Source organism: Nocardia sp. NBC_00511 (assembly GCF_045161165.1).
GTDB lineage: Bacteria > Actinomycetota > Actinomycetes > Mycobacteriales > Mycobacteriaceae > Nocardia.
Window position 1 is genome coordinate 5,590,781 of record NZ_CP107849.1, and the last position, 19,640, is coordinate 5,610,420.

At 67.9% G+C, this 19,640-nt stretch carries 21 protein-coding genes; 10 read left to right on the forward strand and 11 right to left on the reverse strand.

Translation table 11 applies throughout. The features are described 5' to 3' along the window. Positions 1–415: 415 nt before the first annotated feature. The 3 genes from OG300_RS26220 to OG300_RS26230 all read right to left on the reverse strand — a co-directional run bounded on the left by OG300_RS26220 (position 416) and on the right by OG300_RS26230 (position 2,704). Positions 416–1,036 carry an alpha/beta fold hydrolase gene (locus tag OG300_RS26220; protein ID WP_405485696.1) on the reverse strand — a complete coding sequence of 207 codons (621 nt, stop codon included), beginning with the start codon at positions 1,034–1,036 and terminating at the stop codon, positions 416–418. A 31-nt stretch (positions 1,037–1,067) separates the two neighbouring features. Further along, the gene (locus OG300_RS26225) at positions 1,068–1,529 is read right to left on the reverse strand and encodes a phage tail protein (RefSeq protein ID WP_405485697.1); all 462 of its coding nucleotides are present in this window, start codon (positions 1,527–1,529) and stop codon (positions 1,068–1,070) included. 95 nt (positions 1,530–1,624) lie between these two features. Continuing rightward, entirely contained in the window at positions 1,625–2,704 is a 1,080-nt protein-coding gene (locus OG300_RS26230; RefSeq protein ID WP_405485698.1) for a LuxR C-terminal-related transcriptional regulator, read from the reverse strand. A gap of 87 nt (positions 2,705–2,791) precedes the next feature. Here OG300_RS26230 and OG300_RS26235 point away from each other — a divergent pair, with 87 nt between their 5' ends. Together OG300_RS26235 and OG300_RS26240 are read left to right on the forward strand one after the other, a co-directional pair. Further along, the gene (locus OG300_RS26235) at positions 2,792–3,220 is read left to right on the forward strand and encodes an ester cyclase (RefSeq protein WP_405485699.1); all 429 of its coding nucleotides are present in this window, start codon (positions 2,792–2,794) and stop codon (positions 3,218–3,220) included. A gap of 95 nt (positions 3,221–3,315) precedes the next feature. After that, positions 3,316–4,626 carry a class I SAM-dependent methyltransferase gene (locus OG300_RS26240; RefSeq protein ID WP_405485700.1) on the forward strand — a complete coding sequence of 437 codons (1,311 nt, stop codon included), beginning with the start codon at positions 3,316–3,318 and terminating at the stop codon, positions 4,624–4,626. A 38-nt stretch (positions 4,627–4,664) separates the two neighbouring features. On the opposite strand, the gene OG300_RS26245 is transcribed toward OG300_RS26240, so the two are convergent. Together OG300_RS26245 and OG300_RS26250 are read right to left on the reverse strand one after the other, a co-directional pair. Continuing rightward, entirely contained in the window at positions 4,665–5,651 is a 987-nt protein-coding gene (locus OG300_RS26245) for a hypothetical protein (protein ID WP_405485701.1), read from the reverse strand. A gap of 126 nt (positions 5,652–5,777) precedes the next feature. Beyond that, on the reverse strand, positions 5,778–6,047 hold the full coding sequence (locus OG300_RS26250; RefSeq protein WP_405485702.1) for a hypothetical protein: 270 nt from the start codon (positions 6,045–6,047) through the stop codon (positions 5,778–5,780). Positions 6,048–6,102: 55 nt separating this feature from the next. On the opposite strand from OG300_RS26250, the gene OG300_RS26255 reads away from it, so the two are divergent. The 7 genes from OG300_RS26255 to OG300_RS26285 all read left to right on the forward strand — a co-directional run bounded on the left by OG300_RS26255 (position 6,103) and on the right by OG300_RS26285 (position 12,317). Next, a complete protein-coding gene (locus OG300_RS26255) occupies positions 6,103–6,948 on the forward strand; it encodes an acyl-CoA thioesterase (protein WP_405485703.1) in 846 nt (281 codons plus the stop codon). Positions 6,949–7,236: 288 nt separating this feature from the next. Next, positions 7,237–7,431 (forward strand): hypothetical protein, encoded by a 195-nt coding sequence (locus OG300_RS26260; protein ID WP_405485704.1) that lies wholly within the window; start codon positions 7,237–7,239, stop codon positions 7,429–7,431. Positions 7,432–7,578: 147 nt separating this feature from the next. Next, the gene (locus OG300_RS26265) at positions 7,579–8,511 is read left to right on the forward strand and encodes a TauD/TfdA dioxygenase family protein (protein WP_405485705.1); all 933 of its coding nucleotides are present in this window, start codon (positions 7,579–7,581) and stop codon (positions 8,509–8,511) included. Positions 8,512–8,648: 137 nt separating this feature from the next. Continuing rightward, complete coding sequence (locus tag OG300_RS26270; protein ID WP_405485706.1) at positions 8,649–9,293, forward strand: ABC transporter permease; 645 nt, start codon at positions 8,649–8,651, stop codon at positions 9,291–9,293. Continuing rightward, positions 9,290–10,615: an ATP-binding cassette domain-containing protein gene (locus OG300_RS26275; RefSeq protein WP_405485707.1), complete on the forward strand. Its 1,326-nt coding sequence runs from the start codon at positions 9,290–9,292 to the stop codon at positions 10,613–10,615. The genes OG300_RS26270 and OG300_RS26275 overlap by 4 nt, the downstream gene beginning before the upstream one ends. Next, on the forward strand, positions 10,612–11,349 hold the full coding sequence (locus OG300_RS26280) for an ABC transporter permease (RefSeq protein ID WP_405485708.1): 738 nt from the start codon (positions 10,612–10,614) through the stop codon (positions 11,347–11,349). The genes OG300_RS26275 and OG300_RS26280 overlap by 4 nt, the downstream gene beginning before the upstream one ends. Next, the gene (locus OG300_RS26285) at positions 11,346–12,317 is read left to right on the forward strand and encodes a glycine betaine ABC transporter substrate-binding protein (protein WP_405485709.1); all 972 of its coding nucleotides are present in this window, start codon (positions 11,346–11,348) and stop codon (positions 12,315–12,317) included. Before OG300_RS26280 ends, OG300_RS26285 begins: the two co-directional genes overlap by 4 nt. Here OG300_RS26285 and OG300_RS26290 read toward each other — a convergent pair. Next, positions 12,310–13,545 carry an amidohydrolase gene (locus OG300_RS26290; protein ID WP_405485710.1) on the reverse strand — a complete coding sequence of 412 codons (1,236 nt, stop codon included), beginning with the start codon at positions 13,543–13,545 and terminating at the stop codon, positions 12,310–12,312. The two genes, OG300_RS26285 and OG300_RS26290, sit on opposite strands and share 8 nt — an antisense overlap. A gap of 80 nt (positions 13,546–13,625) precedes the next feature. Then, a complete protein-coding gene (locus OG300_RS26295; protein ID WP_405485711.1) occupies positions 13,626–14,642 on the reverse strand; it encodes a DUF6670 family protein in 1,017 nt (338 codons plus the stop codon). Positions 14,643–14,822: 180 nt separating this feature from the next. On the opposite strand from OG300_RS26295, the gene OG300_RS26300 reads away from it, so the two are divergent. Beyond that, positions 14,823–15,446: a TetR/AcrR family transcriptional regulator gene (locus tag OG300_RS26300; protein WP_405485712.1), complete on the forward strand. Its 624-nt coding sequence runs from the start codon at positions 14,823–14,825 to the stop codon at positions 15,444–15,446. On the opposite strand, the gene OG300_RS26305 is transcribed toward OG300_RS26300, so the two are convergent. The 4 genes from OG300_RS26305 to OG300_RS26320 form a co-directional block, all read right to left on the reverse strand. Then, positions 15,415–15,906: an FAD-binding protein gene (locus OG300_RS26305; RefSeq protein ID WP_405485713.1), complete on the reverse strand. Its 492-nt coding sequence runs from the start codon at positions 15,904–15,906 to the stop codon at positions 15,415–15,417. The genes OG300_RS26300 and OG300_RS26305 overlap by 32 nt on opposite strands. A gap of 113 nt (positions 15,907–16,019) precedes the next feature. Beyond that, on the reverse strand, positions 16,020–17,234 hold the full coding sequence (locus tag OG300_RS26310) for an FAD-dependent monooxygenase (protein ID WP_405485714.1): 1,215 nt from the start codon (positions 17,232–17,234) through the stop codon (positions 16,020–16,022). A gap of 113 nt (positions 17,235–17,347) precedes the next feature. Further along, the gene (locus OG300_RS26315) at positions 17,348–18,460 is read right to left on the reverse strand and encodes an AraC family transcriptional regulator ligand-binding domain-containing protein (protein WP_405485715.1); all 1,113 of its coding nucleotides are present in this window, start codon (positions 18,458–18,460) and stop codon (positions 17,348–17,350) included. Between the two features lie 60 nt (positions 18,461–18,520). Beyond that, a complete protein-coding gene (locus tag OG300_RS26320; protein WP_405485716.1) occupies positions 18,521–19,558 on the reverse strand; it encodes a helix-turn-helix domain-containing protein in 1,038 nt (345 codons plus the stop codon). Positions 19,559–19,640: the final 82 nt, after the last annotated feature.

Sequence of the window (19,640 nt, forward strand, 5' to 3'; positions counted from 1 at the left end):
CAGCGTCGGCGACCCCTGCCGATAGGGTTGCTGACATGGGACTTCTTCTGACGATCGTGGTGCCACTCGCAGCGATCGCAGGGTTCTGATGCTCCCGGGCTACGACCCAACCGAGAGCAGAGCCGCCGAAACCTACACCGAACAGATCGACGATCGGAATCGGCCGAGCGAGCGGGTTGTCGAGCAGCGACTACGCAATCGCGCGATGGAGGCGCTGGAGGGTTCAACGAATACTCCTCGAAGCCTGCGACGCCACCGCGAACCTCACCTCCGAGCAGTTCATCGCCGCGGGCTGGCCCGCCCGCATCGCACCGATCGCGACCACCGCTTTGGAGTTGGTGCGCCGGCGGCCGGTTCCATGAGGATCACGAGGAAGACCAGCCGCCGATACCCGGCTGAGGCTCATTGCCCCGGTTCAGACCAGGAGTCGAGCCAGTTCAGCGGGTCGCGACAGCATGGCCATATGCCCGCCGCCCATCTCCACCGGTTCGATCCCCAGCCGTTCGCGCACTACCCTGCGCATGAACTCGGCCGGGAAGAACCGGTCATCGCGAAACAATACGAACCGGGTGGGCACGTCCGGCCACGCCGCCAACGGCCAGGGGCGCGCCATCGGAGTGCTCGATTGCCCGCGTTCGTAAAGCTCCGCTTCGACTCGCTCTTCGGCCGTCAGCCCGTTGTAGAAGACGTCCTCATCTCCCGACGTGGCGTGTGCGGTATTCGTCCACCAATCCCCCGGCGCCTCCCCCGCGGCCGGAATCATGGCGGATACCAACACTATTCGCTCGACCGATGCCCGGTCGCACACCAACGGCGCGGTGAACCCTCCGAACGAGTGCGCCACTACGACCACGTCGCGCCGTGACCCGATGGCCTCCACCACCGCGTCGGCGTACTCGGCCAGCCCGGCGCCATCGTCCTCGTTGGGCAACCGCACAGGTACGGCTTCGTGCCCGAGCCCGCGCAACTCGTCCGCGACCTGCCCCCAGTAGCCCGCATCGCATCCCGCCCCCGGAATCAAAATGAACGTGCTCATGGACCTTTGATACCAAGGCCCACCGACGAGGTCAGTACTCGTTCTTGATGACGAAGTACGAGCCGCGAATTGTTCCGGCCAGCTTGGACTTCTGCCGCGCGAACTTGAACGCGTCGAGTTCGGCGGGGACCTCCATGCCGTCGGAGAGTTTGAAGCCGACTGCTCGCTTCCCGGAGTCTTCGAGGGTGTACATGACGTTGATCGACAGGCCGCTCTTATAGAAGATGTAGGCCATTCGGATGCCCTCGACCTGGAACTCTGTTGCCTCGAGCGGCGGGGACGCGATCACGATTCCCCGTTCTTCGGAGAGGATTCGGCTCACCCAGTCGATGGTCGAGACCGCTTCGCTCGCCGGTACCACTGTGAAGACGTGGTTGTACTTGTTCTTGAAGTACCGGGCCTCGTTCGCTCGCAGGCCCGCGAGTGCGTCCGCGACCGGCGACGATTCGAGGCCGACGGTGGACACGGTTTCGAAGTTCACGGCATAGGGCATGGCCAGCTCCTCGGCGTATAGGTCCGTCCGTAACCGGAAACCATGCCAGCATCGCACTCTCACCGAGCTCGCGGCACGATCGACACCCGGACCGTTCAGCCCTCGTTGCTCCCGGGCGGCTGGAGCAACCGGCCGATGAGATCGCGGCGGCTGCGCACACCGACCTTGTCGAAGACGACCTTGAGGTGGTCCTGGACCGTATGCGGGGAGATGTGCAAGGTATCGGAGATGACTCGGGTGGAGTTGCCGCGCAACACCAGCCGGGCGACCTCGGCTTCGCGCGGACTGAGCCCGTAGGCCGACAGCAGCAGCGGAACAGTGGACGCGGTTTCGGCGGCCTTGACCACGACACTGATGCGCTGTTCGCTGGGTGGCCCTTGCAGCCGCGAGGCGTACAGCGTGAGCCAGTGCCCGTCGATGGTGCGAATTCGACTGGTGGGCAACGTCCGTGCCGACGCCGTGCCCTGCTCGATCGCCCGCAATGCCATGGCCACGGTGTACACGGCCAGTGGCAGCGGCAGTTCGATCGACCGGCTCTGCTCGACCAGCGACAGCAGATGCGCGGCCTCCGGCGTGACCGCCACGACGCCGAGGTCTTCGGCGAGCAGCACGACACCCGGTTCTCCGCCGCCCCCGGCCGGGGAACCGTGCAGCAGCACGGCTTGCCGCAGGGCGTGGGCGAGGTGCGGGCCGATGCTCGCGATCAGCGCGGCCTCGGCGTCGGTGAAGCCGAGCGGATGATCCTCGCGATGCAGGCACAGATAACCCCAGCACTGCGAGCCGACGACCAGCGCGGCCCGCAGCTCGTCGCCGAGGCCGAGCGGCCGCATGATCTCGCGATACCGTCCACTGACCCAGCGGTCGGCGTGTGTCGCGGAGTCCAGAGAAGCGACGTGCTCGTTCGAGAGAGCCAGTGCCGCAAACGTATTCACGTCCAAACCACTGAACTCGTTGTCCATGAACAGTGGTGTCGCCGCGTTCAGTGGCTCGTCGGCATAGGCTCCGGTGAACAGCAGGGTCTCGGGGTCGGCGGTGGCGAAGAACGCCGCGTCAACGGGGAGAATTCGCCGCACCGATCGCAGTAGTTGCGCGTGCAGCGCGGGTACATCCGTCCCGTCATGGCAATGGCGGATCAGGTCGTGCACGGCGCGTGCCGTGTCGGATGTTCTCGACACGCATCTCAGTATCCTCGGCTGATTCCGGTTCGGAACCCCCAACTAACTGGGATGGTGCGACACCCGGGCCGGTTCGACGATCGAACCATGACAAACAACGACACCACCCAGAACAAGCAACTCGTCGACACCTTCATCCAGGAACTGTTCACCAAGGGCAACCTCGATGCCGTCGACCGCTTCCTCGGCCCGGATTTCGTCAATCACGACGATCCGTTCCCGGGCGCTCCGGCCGGAGCGGAGGGGCTGCGACTGGCGGCCGCGATGTTCCGCGAAGCGCTGCCGGACTGGCACAGCGACGTCGATGCGCTCATCGCCGAGGGTGATCTGGTCGTCGAACGGTTCACCGCCCGCGGCACCCACCGCAGCGAGCTGATGGGCGTCGCGCCCACCGGAAAGACCCTCGTGCTCACCGGGATTCAGGTTTTCCGCATCAGCGGTGACCGGATCGTCGAGCGCTGGGGTCGCCTCGACGACATCAGCCTGCTCCGCCAACTCGGCCTGATCCCCGGTTGATTCGACGGATGGCGGCGCGTCACGGTCGGCGAACCGTCGGTTCGCGCGCCGCCAACCTCCCACCCACACTCGGTTTTCGGGACGATAGTGGTGGCATGGGCAAACCTGCGACGGTCGCGGCCGCGTTCACACCTCTGCTGCGGCTCGCGTTCGGGGCCGAGCCGCCATTGCGTTTCGAGTTCTGGGACGGGAGTTCGGTACAGCCCGCCGGAGACCAGCCCGGCATCATGCGGTTCCGGTCGAAGGACGCGCTGAGCCATATGGTCTGGGCCCCGGGGGAACTCGGGCTGGGGCGCGCATTCGTCTCCGGGGCGGTGGATCTCGACGGCGATATTTTCAAGATCCTGCGCGCCCTGCAGTCCGCGGTGCCCGACGCTGCCCGCCTCGGGATCGCCGGTGCATTGCAGGCCACCGCTGCGGCCCGGCAACTGGGTGCGCTCGGCCGGCGCCCGAAGCCGCCACCCGAGGAGGCGCAGCCGCCGCGCGGACCCCGGCACACCAGGAACCGCGACGCGGCGGTGATCAGCCATCACTACGACGTCGGCGACGACTTCTACCGGCTGGTGCTCGGGCCGAGCATGACCTATTCGTGCGCACGGTTCGCCGCCCCGGACGACGACGGCCGGGCAGGCGCGAACGCCGCCGTCCCGCTCGCGGATGCCCAGCGCGCCAAACACGATCTGATCTGCCGCAAGCTCGGCCTGGCCGACCGCCCCGGCATGCGCCTGCTGGATGTCGGGTGCGGGTGGGGTTCGATGGCCATGCACGCGGCCTCCGTGTACGGCACGCAGGTCGTGGGCGTCACGATCAGCGGTACGCAGGCCGAGTTCGCCCGCAAGCGCGTCGCCGAGGCCGGATTGTCCGCGAATATCGAGATCCGGCTAGCCGATTACCGCGATCTGCGCGGCGAGCAGTTCGACGCGATCTCCTCGATCGGCATGTTCGAACACGTCGGCGCGAACCGTGCGGCCGAATACTTCGACACCCTGCGCGCCCTGCTCCGCCCGGAGGGCCGCCTGCTCAACCACGCCATCTCCTCGATCGGGGGCTCCAAGATCCGCCCCCGATCCTTCATCGGCCGCTACGTCTTCCCCGACGGCGAACTCCTCGATGTCGGTGAGACCGTATTGGCAATGGAGCGAGCCGGTTTCGAGGTCCGCGACGTCGAATCGCTGCGCGAGCACTACGCCCTCACCCTGCGCGCCTGGGTCGCGAACCTGGAAGCCGACTGGGACCGCGCGGTCGCATTGGCCGGCGAGGGCCGAGCCCGTGTCTGGCGCATCTACATGGCCGCCTCCGCCCTCGGCTTCGAGGACGGAGGCCTCGGCCTGCACCAGGTCCTGGGCGTGGTCCCGGACGATCAGGGCCGCTCGGGGCTGCCCGCTACTCGCCGCGCCTGGGGCTGAGTTCGGTGGCCGCGCGGCAGCGGACGGTTCTTCGAGACTTACGGCAGGTCTATGCGCAGCACCTCGCCGGTCATAGTGCCCGCGACCAGTTCGTGGTCCGTCCCGGGGACGACGGCGAGCGAGGTCAGTGGGTGGGTGACGGCGATCGTGCAGGCGTTGCCGGACGGATCGGAGCGCACCAAAGCGCCTGTGCTGGTGGCGATGTAGAGATCGCCGTCGTTGCCGACGATCAGATCGTCGGGAGATATCGTGCCCGCCGAGGTCAGTAGATCGAGGGCGACGGTGGTGTGTTGCGGGTCGTCGATCGGGATCCGCAGCACCCGTCCGGTCGGGCTGGCGGTGACCGTGACGTAGAGCGCGTCACCGGCGACGGTCAGACCGTTGATCATGGTGCCGTCCACTCCAGCGAGCACGTCGAGATTCTTCGGCGCCCGCGCGCTCCACTCGGTGTCGACGGTCCCGTCGCGCCCGATGCGCAGCACACCGGAAGCACTGTCCGCCACATAGAGATTGCCGTCGGCATCGAACGCCGCCCCATTGGGCAGCGACAGACCGGTGGCGAAGACCTCTGGCATCGGGGACACGGCCGCCGGATCGAAGCGCACGATCGCGCCGCCGTGCAGGCCCGACTTCAGGTTCGCGGCGAGATCACCCGAGTTCACGTACATGAGCCCGTCCGGCCCGAGCCGAATCGCGGCGGGAAACGCGATCGAGACCCGGGCGGTCACCCGCCCCGAATTGTCGTAGCGCAGCACCTCGCTCTGCCACGAGCGCGATACCCACAGATTGCCCGCGCCGTCGTAACCGAGGTTCTCCGACCAGTCCAGCACCGGCGTCTCGGCCGCGACCAGCACGGTGGCCGATGCCGCCGCGCAGCTCGCGGCCTGCGCCTGCGGCGACACCGGTCCGATGCCGACGACAGCGGGTACGGCGAGCAACAGCCCGGCCCAGACGGAGTAGCACGACAGTCGCCGAGCACGGGATGGGTAGCGGTGCAACGAATTCCGCAGGTCCACTGTGAACACTTCCTGACATGACGAGGCAGAGCGGAACGAGCTGATGCTCGACCCCTCAGAGAGCCTTCCACCTTCTCAGACAATTGGCTCGTCGAACGATAGGCAGCGAATCGGCGTCGGGCACAGCGTGTTCCGTCACTCCACCGTTGTCACCCCACTCCGCTGGTCGCCGACCGCCCGGCCCACCTCACCGACGGGTGCGCCCGCACTCCTTCTCGTCACCGCGAAATGCGCTCCGGCTGCCAATTCATCCGGGGTGCAGACGAATTCGGCGGTCACCAGCAGCTCCATGACCTTGCCGTCGTCGGCGCAGACCCGGACACCGCTGCGCGCTCCACACAGGACGAGCGGGGCCACCTCGGCCCACGCTTCGTGCGGGCGGCGTTCCAGGACGACTGAACGCATCCACTCACCGATCCTCGGACATTCCGATTTCACCGGGGTGTGCGAGCATTTTCCGGTGGCCGGTGGAACTCATTTGTGGCCGGTCGTCGACCTGGACGATCTGCTGAGCGTGCTCGATCTCGGGGAGGTCGGGCCGGGGCGATTCCGGGCCAGGAACGTGACCTCGACGCTGCCGACGACACTGGGGAGCCAGACGCTGGCGCAGGCGGTGATCGCGGCCGAGCGGACGGTGCCGGAGATGGCGGTGCAGTCGCTGCACGGCGTCTTCCCGCGCGGCGGGTACGCGGACCGTGAGGTCGATGTGGATGTGGAAGTGGTGCAGTCGGGTCGGGCGCTGGCCACCGTGCAGGTGTCCTTCCGGCAGGACGGACGTGAGCACGCCCGGATATTGGCCATGCTCAGCGTCGACGAACCCGACTTCCTCTCGCACACAGCGACGTTGCCCGACGACGTACCCGGCCCGGACGAGTGCGCGGACCTCCCGTGCGCCCTGCTGCCGTGGGAGGTCCGCACAGTCGGCGGGGCCGACGCGGTAGCCCTCGATCTGTCTGCATCGCCGTCACTGGATGTGTGGATGCGCTGCACCAAGGCCCCCGACCTGCCCGGCATCTCCCGGGCCCTGCTGGCCCACGGCAGCGAGGGCTTCCTCGGCCCGGTCGCCATGCGCCCGTACCCGCAGTCCGAGATCGCCCGCCGCGGCGGCCGCGGAGCGGCGGCCATGCTGGCCCAGACCATCACCTTCCACCGCCCTTTCACACTGCACGAATGGCTACTGCTCCGCTGCGAGAGCCCGTTCGCGGGCAGCGGCCGCATGTACGAGCGAATCCAGATCTTCACCCACACCGGCGAATTGGTGGCCTCCGTGGCCTCGCAGGGCCTGATGCGGAGCGCGGGCCGCTAGCTCAGCGACCGCGCGTACGGTATCCACCCGCTAGCCGGCGGTTTCGGCGGCCGGGGCCCGCCAGCCGGCAGCGCTGTCCAGCGTCGCCCTGCTCGAGGTCACCGCGCTGCCACAGCCCGACCGGCTGATCGAGATCGGGGCCGTCGCCCTGACCCCGCGCTGACCGGCGGGTATCACACCAAGAACACCGACCTGTTCTGTGATCGAAGTGCGCCCCGTAGGGTGAGGTTCAGTCGGCGCGAGTCATTCGGATTCGCTGACCCGGCGCCATTGGCGGGAAGTATTCACATGACCTCTGCACGACAGACCACCCTTCGTCACGAGCAGAGCGAGTTCAGCTTGGCGCGCGCCGCCGAAAAGGCCGCCTGCGAGAAGCAGAACGCCATGGCTTCCCTGACCGTCGCCAGCCACGCGGTCGACGCCGCCGACTGCGCCTACCTGCTGCAGATGCTGGGCCTCACCGGCAACACCGAAGAGGAATAAGCCCGCACTCCCGCGAGGCCTCACTCGACCGAGTTCAGTTCGCCGAGCAGTTGCCCTAATTCGATCCGGGTGACCGTAAAGGTGTTCAGCCTGTTCAACAGCTGGTTTCATCTGGCTTGTTGTCCGGTTCGAGCGAAAGGCCCTCGCATGCCCGTCGATAACCTGTCCGATTTCGGTGGCGCGGTCCGAGTGGTGAAGCTCGGCGCGCACATCGGTGCCCGCATCGAGGGAGTCCAGCTCGGTGGCGGGCTGGACACGCGGACCATCGCGGCCATTCGCGCCGCGCTGCACGAGCACAAGGTGATCTTCTTCCAGGGCCAGCAGCAGCTGACCGAGGACGGGCAGTACGAGTTCGCCGAGCTGCTCGGCACGCCGACCACGCCGCATCCGACGCTGTCCTCGGCCGGATCCAAGAGCCTGGCCATCGACTCACAGCACGGGCGCTCCAACGTCTGGCACACCGACGTCACCTTCGTGGACCGGGTTCCGCAGGCCTCGATCCTGCGCGCGGTCACGCTGCCCAGCTACGGCGGTTCGACCACCTGGGCCTCCACCGTCGCCGCCTACCGGGCGCTGCCGCAGCCGTTGAAGGTACTGGCCGAGAGCCTGCGCGCCCGGCACACCAATACCTACGACTACGCGGGCGAAGGCCGTGCGGCGCAATCGAATTCCGACGCGTATCGGCGGGAGTTCGAGTCGACCTACTTCGAGACCGAGCATCCCGTGGTCGAGGTGCACCCCGAGACCGGCGAACGCGCCCTGCTGCTGGGCTGCTTCGTGAAGGAACTCGTCGGTCTCTCCGGCAGCGAGTCCAAGGCCTTGTTCCAGCTCTTCCAGCAGCGGATCACCCGGCTGGAACACACCACCCGCTGGAACTGGTCGCTCGGCGACGTCGCGATCTGGGACAACCGCGCCACCCAGCACTACGCCATCGACGACTACGACGGCAGCGAACACCGCAAACTGACCCGCATCACCCTCGCCGGTGAAGTCCCGGTCGGCGTCGACGGCCGCTCCAGCACGGTGATCGCGGGCGACGCCGCGGCCTACGCGCCCGCCGACATCGCCCGCGCGGCCTGAAGGGCACAACGGCATAACGGCGATCGGCCCACCGCGCGCCGAGACGGAGACCGACCCGCGCTTTCGGCTAGCGTCGAACGGCTCACGCGAACCCGCCGACAGGAACCACCCGGTCATCGACCGACGAGGGGAATCCCGTGCACTTGTGGAGCTATATCCGAGGGCGTGGCGAGGTGCTGGCATTCCTCACCTATCAGCACGCGTCCCTGGCATTCCAGACGGTTCTGGTCGGGACGGTGATCGCGGTCCTCATCGCGGTCGCGGTCTACCGCCTGCCGCTGGTGTCGGCCCTCACCCTGACTTCCAGCCGGGTGGCGCTGACCATCCCCTCCCTGGCGCTGCTGGCACTGCTGCTGGTGCCGTTCGGGCTCGGGGTGGTGCCGTCGTTCGTCATGCTGGCGTTCTTCGCGGCGCTGCCGGTGATCGGCAACGCGATCGTGGGCCTGCGGTCGGTGCCGGAGTCGGTGATCGAATCCGCGCGCGGGATCGGGCTGTCGCGCTCGCGCATCCTGCTGACCGTCGAACTGCCGATCGCCTGGCCGGTCATCCTCACCGGCATCCGGGTCTCCACCCAGATGGTGGTCGGCGTCGCCGCCATCGTCGCCTACGTGCTGGGCCCCGGCCTCGGATCGCTCATCTTCAACGGCCTGTCCCGGCTCGGCGGCGCGAACGCCCTCGAAATGGCTTTGACCGGAACCATTCTCATCGTCTTGATCGCGTTGGTGTTCGACGCGCTCCTCGTCCTGCTCGGACGCCTCACCATCGCGAAGGGACTGTCATGACCGATGCGGTGACCCGCCGGACCGTACCGGCGGAACGCAATGTGACCGGCGCGTCCATCACCCTCGACGGCGTCGTCAAACGCTATCGGGGACAGGAGAATCCGGCGGTCGAACGCCTGGACCTGGATATCGAGGCGGGCCACATCGTCGCCTTCGTCGGACCGTCCGGCTGCGGCAAGACCACCACCCTCAAGATGATCAACCGGCTGATCGAGCCGACCGAGGGCCGCATCCTCATCGACGGGCGCGACGTCACCAAGGAGGATCCCGACAAGCTGCGGCAGTCGATCGGCTACGTCATCCAGTCCGGTGGCCTGTTCCCGCACTGGTCGGTGGCCAAGAACGTCGGCGCGATTCCGCGCGTGCTGGGCTGGGACAAGAAGCGCATCGCCGAGCGCACCGACTACCTGCTCGATCTGGTCGGGCTCGATCCCGCCGCGTTCGCCGACCGGCTGCCCAAGGACATGTCCGGCGGCCAGCAGCAGCGGGTCGGTGTGGCGCGGGCGCTGGCCGCGGATCCGCCGGTGCTGCTGATGGACGAACCGTTCGGCGCGGTCGACCCGATCACCCGAGTTCGGTTGCAGGACAGCCTGATCGCGATCCAGCACGAGCTCGGCAAGACCATCGTGATCGTGACCCACGATTTCGAGGAGGCCACCAAGCTCGGCGACAAGGTGCTGATCCTGTCCGAGGGCGGGCACATCGAGCAGTACGCGACACCGGAGGAGATCCTCACCGATCCGGCGACACCGTTCGTGGAGGAGTTCGTCGGGTCCGGCGCGAAACTCGCGTATCTGACGGTGTCGCGGGTGCGAGATGTGGAGTACGACAAGGTGATCACCGCGCGCATCGGCGAACCGTCGGGGCAGGTGATCGCGCGGGCGAAGGCGGCGGGGCAGGACTGGATCGTGGTGGTCGACCGGGCCGGGCGGCCGCGCTCGTGGCCCACGCTCACGGAAGTGGCGTCCAAACCGGAGGTTTCGGACTTCCTGGACCGGCGGCTGCCCGTGGTCTCGCGGTCCTCGACCCTCAACGACGCCCTCGACGCCATGCTCGCGGCCAGCCAGGGGGCCACGCTCGTCACCGACGGGCGCGGCGCGGTCGTCGGCGCATTGAGCATCGTGGCGGTGACGGAGCTGATCCGGAACAAGCTGGCGGAGGGGCAGTCCGAGCAGCCCGACCTGTCCTACGAAACCTATGTCGACGGCACCGATCCCGCGCCGACACCGGTGATCGCCGCCGCGGACGAGCCCGGCTCGCTCGCCCCCGCACCCGGGAAACCGGCGGCCGATGAGGACCTCGAATCGGGTGGGCCGTCATGAATCGGTTGCGGCGCATACCGATCGACGTCTGGTTCGAGCCGATCATCATTCTCGCGATCGGGATCGGCTACTTCCTGTGGTACCGGTCCACCACCTTCACCGCGACCGAGCAGGCGTCGCTGGGCTGGGCCAATCTGCAGACCACGATCCTCGCGCACATCAAGCTGACCGTGGTGGCGACGCTGATCGTCGTCGTGGTGGCGATACCGCTGGGCATCGCGCTCACCCGACCGGCGTTGAAGCGCTTCGAACCGGTCGCCGTGAACATCGCCAACATCGGCCAGGCCGCACCGGCGGTGGGACTGCTGGTGCTGTTCACGTTCTGGCTGGGCACCGGATTCCGCACTGCCGTAATCGGTCTCGTCGTGTACGCCATCCTGCCGATCCTGCAGAACACCATCGTCGGACTGCGGCAGGTGGATCAGCGCACCATCGAGGCGTCGCGCGGGATCGGGTTCTCGGCCGCGCGCACCCTCGTGCAGGTGGAGCTGCCGCTGGCGGTGCCGGTGATCCTCAACGGCGTGCGCACCGCGCTGGTGATCCTGGTCGGCACCGCGACGCTGAGCACCTTCATCGGCGCGACCAGCCTCGGCACCCTGATCACCACCGGTGTCACCCTGTTCCTGCCCCGACTGCTCATCTCCGGCGCGATTCTGGTCGGCCTGCTGGCGCTGGTCATCGACTGGCTCGGGCGGCTGGTCGAATGGGCCGCGACCCCGCGAGGTGTGTCATGAGTCCGGTACGGTTCGGATCGATTGCGCTGCTGGTGGTTTCGCTGCTGGCCGGATGCGGGCTGGTGAGCTCTTCGGGCACCTTCCACTCCGCGACGCTGCCCGGCGGGGACAAGCCGCTCGACGGCGCGAAGCTGGTCGTCACCTCCAAGAGCTTCACCGAGGGCGTGCTGCTCGGCAAGATCACCGCGACCTATCTGGCCGCGGCCGGAGCCGACGTCACGGATCTGACCGGCGCGCCCGGTTCGGCGTCCTCGCGGCAGGCGCAGCTCAACGGGAACGCCGACATCCTCTGGGAGTACACCGGCACCGGCTGGGTCAACTACCACAACGAGACCGAGACCATCGCCGACCCGCACGAGCTGTGGCAGCGGGTGCACGACATCGAGAAGGCCGACCACGATCTGGAGTGGTTGCCGCCGTCGAACTTCAACGACACCTACGCTTTCGCCGCCTCCACCCCGACCGCGCAACGGTTGAAGGTCAAGTCGCTCTCGGATGTCGCCGCACTGCCCGTCGGCGACCGCACGTTCTGCGTCGACGACGAATTCTTCAGCCGCTCCGACGGTTTCATCCCGATGCTGGCGAAATACGGTATCCCCTACAACGATTCGAAAGGCGTGCCCGCCGGCAACGTCACCCGGATGGACGCGGGCGTCGTCTACCCGGCGACCGCCAAGAGCTCGCCGTGCAACTTCGGCATGGTGTACACCACCGACGGCCGCGTCAAGAACCTGAATCTGACTGTGCTGGAAGACGACAAGAAGTTCTTCCTGCCCTACAGCGGCACCGCGGTGGTGCGCGGCGTGGTCGTCGACAGGTATCCCCAGATCCGCACGTTGCTCGGCACCATTTCCGAGCGGCTCACCGACCAGCTCATGCAGGATCTCAACGGTCGCGTCGACATCGACGGGGCCGACCCCTCCGACGTCGCCTACGACTGGCTGAAGAGCGAGAAGCTGATCAACTAGCCGGGGCGAGCCAGGTCCGGGCCGCCACCACCAGGGCGTCCACACCGGTGCTCAGCGTCGGTTCGATCTCGGGGGCGAAGAACGGAGAGTGGTTGGCGGGCAGGTCTTCCATGCGCCTGCCCGCCAAATTCATGCCGCCGAAGAACCAGAAGACGGTCGGAATCCCCGCTGCCGCGCCGAATACGCCGACGTCCTCGCTCGCGGTGACGACCGGGATCGGGAACAGTCGGCCCGCACCGAAATACGCGGTGAACGCGGCGATCGTCGCCGCGGTCGCGTCGGGATCACTGATCAGGACGGGAGCGCTGATGTCCCAATCGAATTCGGGTTCGCGCTCCGCCCCGGAGGCCACCGCCTCGGCGCGCACGATGCGTTCGACCGCCGCCTTCACGTGGGCGCGGTTCTCCTCGCTGTAGGTGCGGATATTGACGCCGAGCTCCGCGGTGTCGGGAATGATGTTGTCCTTCGCACCGGCCTGTAGCCGCCCGACGGTGACGACCGCGGTCTCACTCGCGGCGATCTCCCGCGACACGATGCCCTGCAACCGGGTGACGACATGGGCGGCCATCAGCACCGGATCGATCGACGCCTCCGGCCGCGACCCGTGCGAACCACGCCCGTGCAGCACGATCTGCACCGAATCCGCGCTCGCCATGAGGGGCCCGCTGCCGTACCCGATCATTCCGGCGGGCAGCGGGCCGACATGCTGACCGAGCACGATGCCCGGTACCGGAAAGCGCTCGAACAGCCCGTCCTCGACCATGTTCCGCGCACCGCACGCGAGTTCCTCGGCCGGCTGGAACACCAGCAGCAACGTGCCGGACCATTCGCGGGCCGTGCGCGCGAGCCGCCGGGCCGCTCCCACCAGGCACGCCGCGTGCATATCGTGCCCGCACGCGTGCATGACGGGGACTTCCGCGCCGGTGTGGTCGGTGGCCCGCTCCGTGCTCGCGTACGCCAGCCCGGTCTTCTCCGCCACCGGCAGCGCGTCGATATCGGCCCGCAGCATCACCACGGGACCGTCGCCATTGCGCAGCACCCCGACCACGCCGGTGCCGCCCACCGCGGTCGTCGTCTCGTATCCGCACCCGTGAATCGCGTCGGCCAGCAATTCCGCGGTCCGGAATTCCTGGTTGGACAGCTCGGGAAATTGATGCAGCCGCCGATACAGCGCTCCGAGATCGAGATCTGCGTCCGAGGCCGCGGAGGTATCCGGCTGCCGAGTCATCTGACGCCCCTTCGCTGTACCGGACTGTCCACCCCACAGTACCGCTCAGTCGGCTCAGCGAACCGGTGGCAATCGAAAGATCAGCGGTTGCCGATGTATTCGATATAGCCCGTGCCCGTGATCGGCTCGCCCCGGAATCGGCCGGTGTAGCGGTAGCTGCCCGCGTACCCGCCCGCCATGCCGTAGACGTAGTCGTTGTTGGTGACGCCGTGGATCTCGATGAGTTCGTCGCCGTGGTCGTCGTCGACGCGCCAGCTGAAATCGGTGGCCAGGCGCATGGACAGGCCGTTGGGGGTGCGGCGGGAAATCGCTTCCAGGCGTTGGACTTCGAAGGCGAAATTGTTCTCGTAGGTGCCGCCGTGGTCGGTGAGCGAACGCAGGTAGACCGCACGCTGCACCGGAACACCGAGGGGGCCGAGCACTTCGACCATCAGCACCTGGGTGGTGTCGTCGATATTGATGATCTGATAGGTGAAGAAGGTGAACGGGAGTGGGACGGCCACGCCGCGGGCGTATTCGAGGGTGTTGAGGCCGGAGAGCTCGACGGTCTCGCCGTTCCAGGTGACGGTGCCCTCGTAGCTGCACAGCAGCGACCAGTGGTCGTAGAGGCCGCCGCGGAACTTCGCGAAGTGAGAAACCTTGTCGGAGGCGTGAACTCGCAGATCCAGGTCGAACGCCGGGTTCCGGTAGGTGACGGTGAACTCGGGATACGAGCCCTCGAAGCGAAGGTCGTCACCGAAGCGCAGCAGGCTCGAATCCGGAGCCAGTTCCAGATCCCGCGCGACCTGATAGCCCCGGAACTGCCCGGGGAACTCGATTCCTGTCCCGATCAGCAGGGCGGCGCTGTCGGCATCGATGGTCTCGACCAGATGATCGTTGCGCCACAGCGTGATTCGCGGCTGCCCGATCACGGTGATCACATCGAGGAAGTTCAGTGGCGCGGGCAGATTCGGCAGCATCAGCCCGTAATGCGCGGTCCGATACCGGCCTTGCGGCGGGTGGAACGCGGTGTCGGGATCGAATGGCGTGCCGCGCAACGCGTATGAGCCCGAGGCACTGCGCTGCACGGCGTGGAGAACGACATCTTTCAAGCTCACTGACGGTCCTTTCGCAAACCCCTATGTATGCGTAACCGACGGTAGCAGACATAATTGACCCCGAGGTTACTTGATTTGTCATGTTTCATGAATTCGCTGTTCAGACTGCCCGTACGGCCGGTCCTGCCGGGACAGATATCGTCGAGATCTGCGACAGCGACGAGAGCGAGGTGCGAGACGATGGCGCGGAGATCCGGCAGCAAGGGCATGCCACGTGAGGAACGCGAGACGCAGATCCTGGATGCCGCGGCGATCGAATTCGGCACCCGCGGCTACGCGTCGGTCCTGGTCACCGAGGTCGCCACCCGCGCGGGCGTCTCCAAACCGCTGGTATACCAGTACTTCTCGTCGAAGGACGGCCTGTGCGCCGCCTGCGTGGAACGCGCGGGCACCACCCTGTCCACCGGCATCGCCGAGGCCATGCGATCCCCCGGCCCGACCTTCGTCACCGCCGCAACGGCCGTCCTCGACGCCATCTTCACCGCCCTCGAACCCCGCCCCCACGACTGGGCCGTCCTCTACGACCGCAGCGCACCCCCCGGCACCGACACCGCCGCCGTAGCCCGCCGCTTCCGCGCCCTCATCGCCGAACAGGCCGCCGCCGGAGTCGGTTCGGCCTTCACCACCGCCGCCCTCTCCGACCCCCACGATCTGGCCGTCCTGACCCGGGTCTGGATGAACAGTGTCACCGCCATCGTCTCCTGGTGGCTGGACAACCCGGACCAGACCGCTGCCGAGATGAGCGCCCGCGCCCACCGCGTCCTGTCCACTCTCACCCCGGCCGCGCCGAGCCTCGACCGATGATCGAATTCAGTTCTCGGGGCCGCGAATCCGGGCCCTGACTGCCAAAGATCGACAGCAACCCCTCGACCCGCTTCGAGACATCGGCCAGCGTCGCGGTCACGGCGGGATGGTCGGGACCCGTTGGCGCGGTGCCCAATTGACCGGCCAGATAGTTCGGCACCGAGTAGGGCAGCGTGAACCAGCCGTCGACACACGCCGAGAGCAGCGAGTTCGCGCCCAGCCGGTTCGCACCGTGATAGCTCCAGCTCGCGTCACCGGCCACGAAAAGCCCTGGGATGGAGGTCATCTGGTCGAAATCGCTCCACAGGCCACCCATCGAGAAGTGCGCGCCGGGGGCGATCCGCATGGGCGTGCGGTAGGGGTCCTCGCCGGTGGCGTCCTGGTACATCGAGAACAGATTGCCGTAGCGCTCGGCGATGGTGTCGCGGCCCAGCCGTTGCAGCGCGGGAGGAGACGTCACGCGGCGAGAGATTGCCGTAGGACGGGTACATCCGCTCCAGGTCATATGGTCGATCACGCGCGCCGATTCGCGGGCCAGCCGGAAGCAATCCGCCTCGCGGGCCGGGGCGGGATTCAGTAATCCGCGAGTTCGATCGCGTTGGCGGCGTGGTTCAGCGGCTTCATGATCGAGCGCAGGGCCATGCCCTTCCAGGGCAGGTAGCGCATGACCTTGATGGCGGTGATGTGGACCTTCAGCGTGCCCGGGGTGGTGGCGACCATGTCGGTGGCGTTCTTCCAGCCGAGCGCGAGGTTCTCGGTGACGTAGGGGCGCAGGGCTTCCCGGTAGGCGAGGAAGGCGGCGCGGTGGTCGCCGTGGGCGGCCTTCAGCTCACCGGCCAGCACGTACGCGCCGACCAGGGCCATGCTGGTGCCCTGACCCGAGAGCGGTGACGGGCACCAGGCGGCATCGCCGATCAGCGCGATCCGGCCCCGCGACCAGGTGTCGAGGTGGATCTGATCGACCGAATCGAAGTAGAAGTCGGGTGAATTCGGCATGGCGGCGAGCAGACCCGGGGTCTCCCAACCGGAATCGGCGAACACGTCGGACACCAGGCGCTGCTGACCGGCCACATCGCGGCGATCCGGCAACTGCTCGGGAGCCGGGAAGATGAACTGCGCCTTGGCCGCGGCCCCCGCCGTGCTGTACGCCTGCACCACGTGACCCGGGGTGGGGTGCACCAGCTCCCAGCGATCCAGACCCAGATCGTTGGGCACCGTGTAGGCGCAGACGGCCATTCCGGTGGAGCGGACGAACTGCTCCTCGGGGCCGAAAACGGTACGGCGAGTGGCCGAATGCATGCCGTCCGCGCCGATCACCAGGTCGAACATGCGAGCCGCCGCGTGCCCGAAGCGCACCTCGACACCCTCGGCGTGCTCCACCATGCCGGTGATGGAGTCACCGAAGAGGTACTCCACCCCACTCTTGGTGGCGTCGAACAGGATTCGGGCCAGATCGCCGCGCAGCACCTCGTCGTCGCCGGGAGCCCGCATGCCGATCAGGTCCGGGCCCAGGGTGGTGAGGGTCTTGCCGTTGGCGTCGACCCACGCGCCGCCACGCATATCGGTGGAGGCCTTGCGAATCTCCCCGGTCAGGCCCATGCGCTCGATGACATCCATTGCCGCGCCGCGGATGTCGACCTTGTAGCCGCCTTCGCGCAGACTCGGGGCCTGCTCGACGACGGTGACGGTGAACCCGTACCGGTGCAGCCAGTAGGCGAGGGCGGGACCGGCGATGCTGGCGCCGGAGATCAGGACGGTCTTGCTGGTGAACTGCTGTGCGTTGCTCATGACCAAAGCTTCGGCCGGAGCCCTCACCGAACCCTCACCGTCGACTCACCGCCGCTCACCGGCGCTCCCGCAACCGGTCCCGCACCACTCGTGCTGACCGTCACCACCTGCCCCTATTCGCCCTCACCGTCCGTGTTCGCGAGCGCCCGGCGGAAGGCGGCCGGAGACTGCCCGGTCCAGCGCCGGAAGGCACGGGCGAGCACGCGGCGGTCCCGGTAGCCGAGTTGCAGGGCGATCGATTGGATCGACCGGTCCCGTTCGCGCAGCAGGCCGATCGCCGTATCCCGCCGCACCAGTTCGACTTCGGCGCTCCAGGTCGTCCCGTACTCGGCCAGGCGGCGCTGCACGGTGCGCTCACTGAGCCGCAGTCGCCGCGCCACCTCGTCCAGCCGGATACCGTCCCCGCCGTGCTCCGGCATCGAGGCGCGCAGCACCGCCCGGAACGCGGCGGGCCAGGCGGGCTCCGGACCGATCGACTCCTGCAGATGCCGGGCGTGCGCGCGCAGAATCTGCTGTAGCACCGGGTCGTTCGCCTGCGCCGTGGTCGCGGACCCGGTCCCGATGAACGTGATCGCGTCCCGGCCCTGACCGAAGTGCACATTCGCGGTACCGAGCGCGCGGGTCAGGTAGCCGCGATCCACCGGCGCCCGATGCGAGAAGTCCACCCGCACCGGAACAGCGGCCGCGCCGAAGCCCTCCCGGGCCCGCCGCAGCGTCACCGCGACCGCGAACTCCCGGCTGAGCGCATCGACCGGTTCCCGGTGCGGCAGATCGAAATAGCTTGCGGTGAGCAGGGATCCGTCCTCGACCACGGTCAGCGCGACCCGCGGATCACACATGGTGGAGTTGAACCGCGCGGCGTCGCGCAGGCCCTCGGCGAGGGTCGGCGCGAGCGCGATGAGGTAGTCCCAGACGTAGAGGCGGCCCCGCTCGGCGTGCTCGGCCGCCAGCACACCGGCTTCCGGACCGGCGAACTCGCGCAGCAGATCCCACAGCCGCGCGATGGTCACCGTGGGGATCCGGGTGCCGCTGTCCGCCAGCAGCGCCGGGTCACCGCCGAGGATGCGGGTGATCTGCTGCCGGTCGGCGCCCGCGGCCATCGCGGCCTCCGCGACCACACTCACCAGATGCGAGGAGACGGTGCTCACCGAGACTTCACGCCGGTCACGCGCCCGATCCCGCGTGACGGCCTCGTCGATCATCCGATCGGTATCGGAAACGGCCATCTCGTATCACCTTCTAACGGAACATATCTCAGACTCCCGTTAACTCCGTGTCGATGAAACCTATTCCCCGGTCGCCACCGCGGCGGTCACCGGGTCCGGATTACGGCGGAATTCGTCCGGTCCCCGACCCGTCCAGCGATGGAAGGCCCGCCGCAGCGTACGGGCGTCGGTGTAGCCCAACCGGACCGCGATCGACTGCACGGGCAGGCCGGTATCCCGGATCAGCGCGACGGCTCGCTCGTGCCGGACCGCCTCGACCTCCGATCGCCAACTGGTGTCCAGCTCGCTCAATCGGCGTTGCAGCGTACGGGAACTCATCGCCAGCCGCCGGGCCACGCCGTCCAGGGTGAGTTCGCCCGCGTCGAGCGCGGCGGCGATGGCCACCCGCATCAGGTCCTGCCCACTGGGCACGGTCCGGGAGGTGGCCAGCACCAGTTCGGCGTAGTGGCGCAGCATCGCGCCCAGGTGCGCGTCCGCGCCGGTCGGCAGCGCGGCCGCGTCGAGGAAGATGATCTCGGCGTGCTCGGCCCCGAAATCGATGCGGCCGGTGCCGAATTCGTCGACCAGCAGCCGATAGCGCTCCGATCGCTGATGGGTGAACGCGACCCGCACCGGCACCAGCTGCGAGCGGGTGGCCTCCCGCGCCCGCCGCAGCATCATCGAGAGCATGAACTCCTCGATCGGCGCGAGCACCACCGCGGGCTCGATGGGCGCGGCCTCGCGCACGGTCAGCAGTCCACCGCTGTGCACCACCTCCCAGCCGACCGCCGGATCGGTGACGATGCCTCGCAATTCGACGACCGTGCGCAGGCTCTCGACCAGTGTCGGGGCGCTGGTGAACAGGTAGTCCCACACGTGCAGACCGCCGCGATCGGCCGCCGCCGTCGCCAGCAGACCCGACCCCGGCCCGGCCGCCGCGTCGATCAATTCCCAAGCGCGCCAAGCCCATCCGGTGGAGACGCGAAGCAGATCGTCCCCCAGCACCGCCGGCCCGACCGCCGGATCGATGGCCGCCAGCTCGGCGGGGTCGACACCGGCACGCAGTGCGGTGGCGCGAATCAGCGCCGCGATGCGGGTGGGGATGGTGCCTTCGATCACCGCCGAAGCCTACGACCCCGGCACCCCCGCTCTACCAGTCGGTTTGGCGTGAAATGTCCCGAAAACGGCGGGCACGACCCCC

Bases quoted from the DNA above. Each gene is read 5' to 3' on its own strand.
- OG300_RS26220 (WP_405485696.1), bottom strand. From the start codon at position 1,036: ATGAGCACGTTCATTTTGATTCCGGGGGCGGGATGCGATGCGGGCTAC.
- OG300_RS26225 (WP_405485697.1), bottom strand. From the start codon at position 1,529: ATGCCCTATGCCGTGAACTTCGAAACCGTGTCCACCGTCGGCCTCGAA.
- OG300_RS26235 (WP_405485699.1), top strand. From the start codon at position 2,792: ATGACAAACAACGACACCACCCAGAACAAGCAACTCGTCGACACCTTC.
- OG300_RS26240 (WP_405485700.1), top strand. From the start codon at position 3,316: ATGGGCAAACCTGCGACGGTCGCGGCCGCGTTCACACCTCTGCTGCGG.
- OG300_RS26250 (WP_405485702.1), bottom strand. From the start codon at position 6,047: ATGCGTTCAGTCGTCCTGGAACGCCGCCCGCACGAAGCGTGGGCCGAG.
- OG300_RS26260 (WP_405485704.1), top strand. From the start codon at position 7,237: ATGACCTCTGCACGACAGACCACCCTTCGTCACGAGCAGAGCGAGTTC.
- OG300_RS26265 (WP_405485705.1), top strand. From the start codon at position 7,579: ATGCCCGTCGATAACCTGTCCGATTTCGGTGGCGCGGTCCGAGTGGTG.
- OG300_RS26275 (WP_405485707.1), top strand. From the start codon at position 9,290: ATGACCGATGCGGTGACCCGCCGGACCGTACCGGCGGAACGCAATGTG.
- OG300_RS26280 (WP_405485708.1), top strand. From the start codon at position 10,612: ATGAATCGGTTGCGGCGCATACCGATCGACGTCTGGTTCGAGCCGATC.
- OG300_RS26285 (WP_405485709.1), top strand. From the start codon at position 11,346: ATGAGTCCGGTACGGTTCGGATCGATTGCGCTGCTGGTGGTTTCGCTG.
- OG300_RS26290 (WP_405485710.1), bottom strand. From the start codon at position 13,545: ATGACTCGGCAGCCGGATACCTCCGCGGCCTCGGACGCAGATCTCGAT.
- OG300_RS26300 (WP_405485712.1), top strand. From the start codon at position 14,823: ATGGCGCGGAGATCCGGCAGCAAGGGCATGCCACGTGAGGAACGCGAG.
- OG300_RS26310 (WP_405485714.1), bottom strand. From the start codon at position 17,234: ATGAGCAACGCACAGCAGTTCACCAGCAAGACCGTCCTGATCTCCGGC.
- OG300_RS26315 (WP_405485715.1), bottom strand. From the start codon at position 18,460: ATGGCCGTTTCCGATACCGATCGGATGATCGACGAGGCCGTCACGCGG.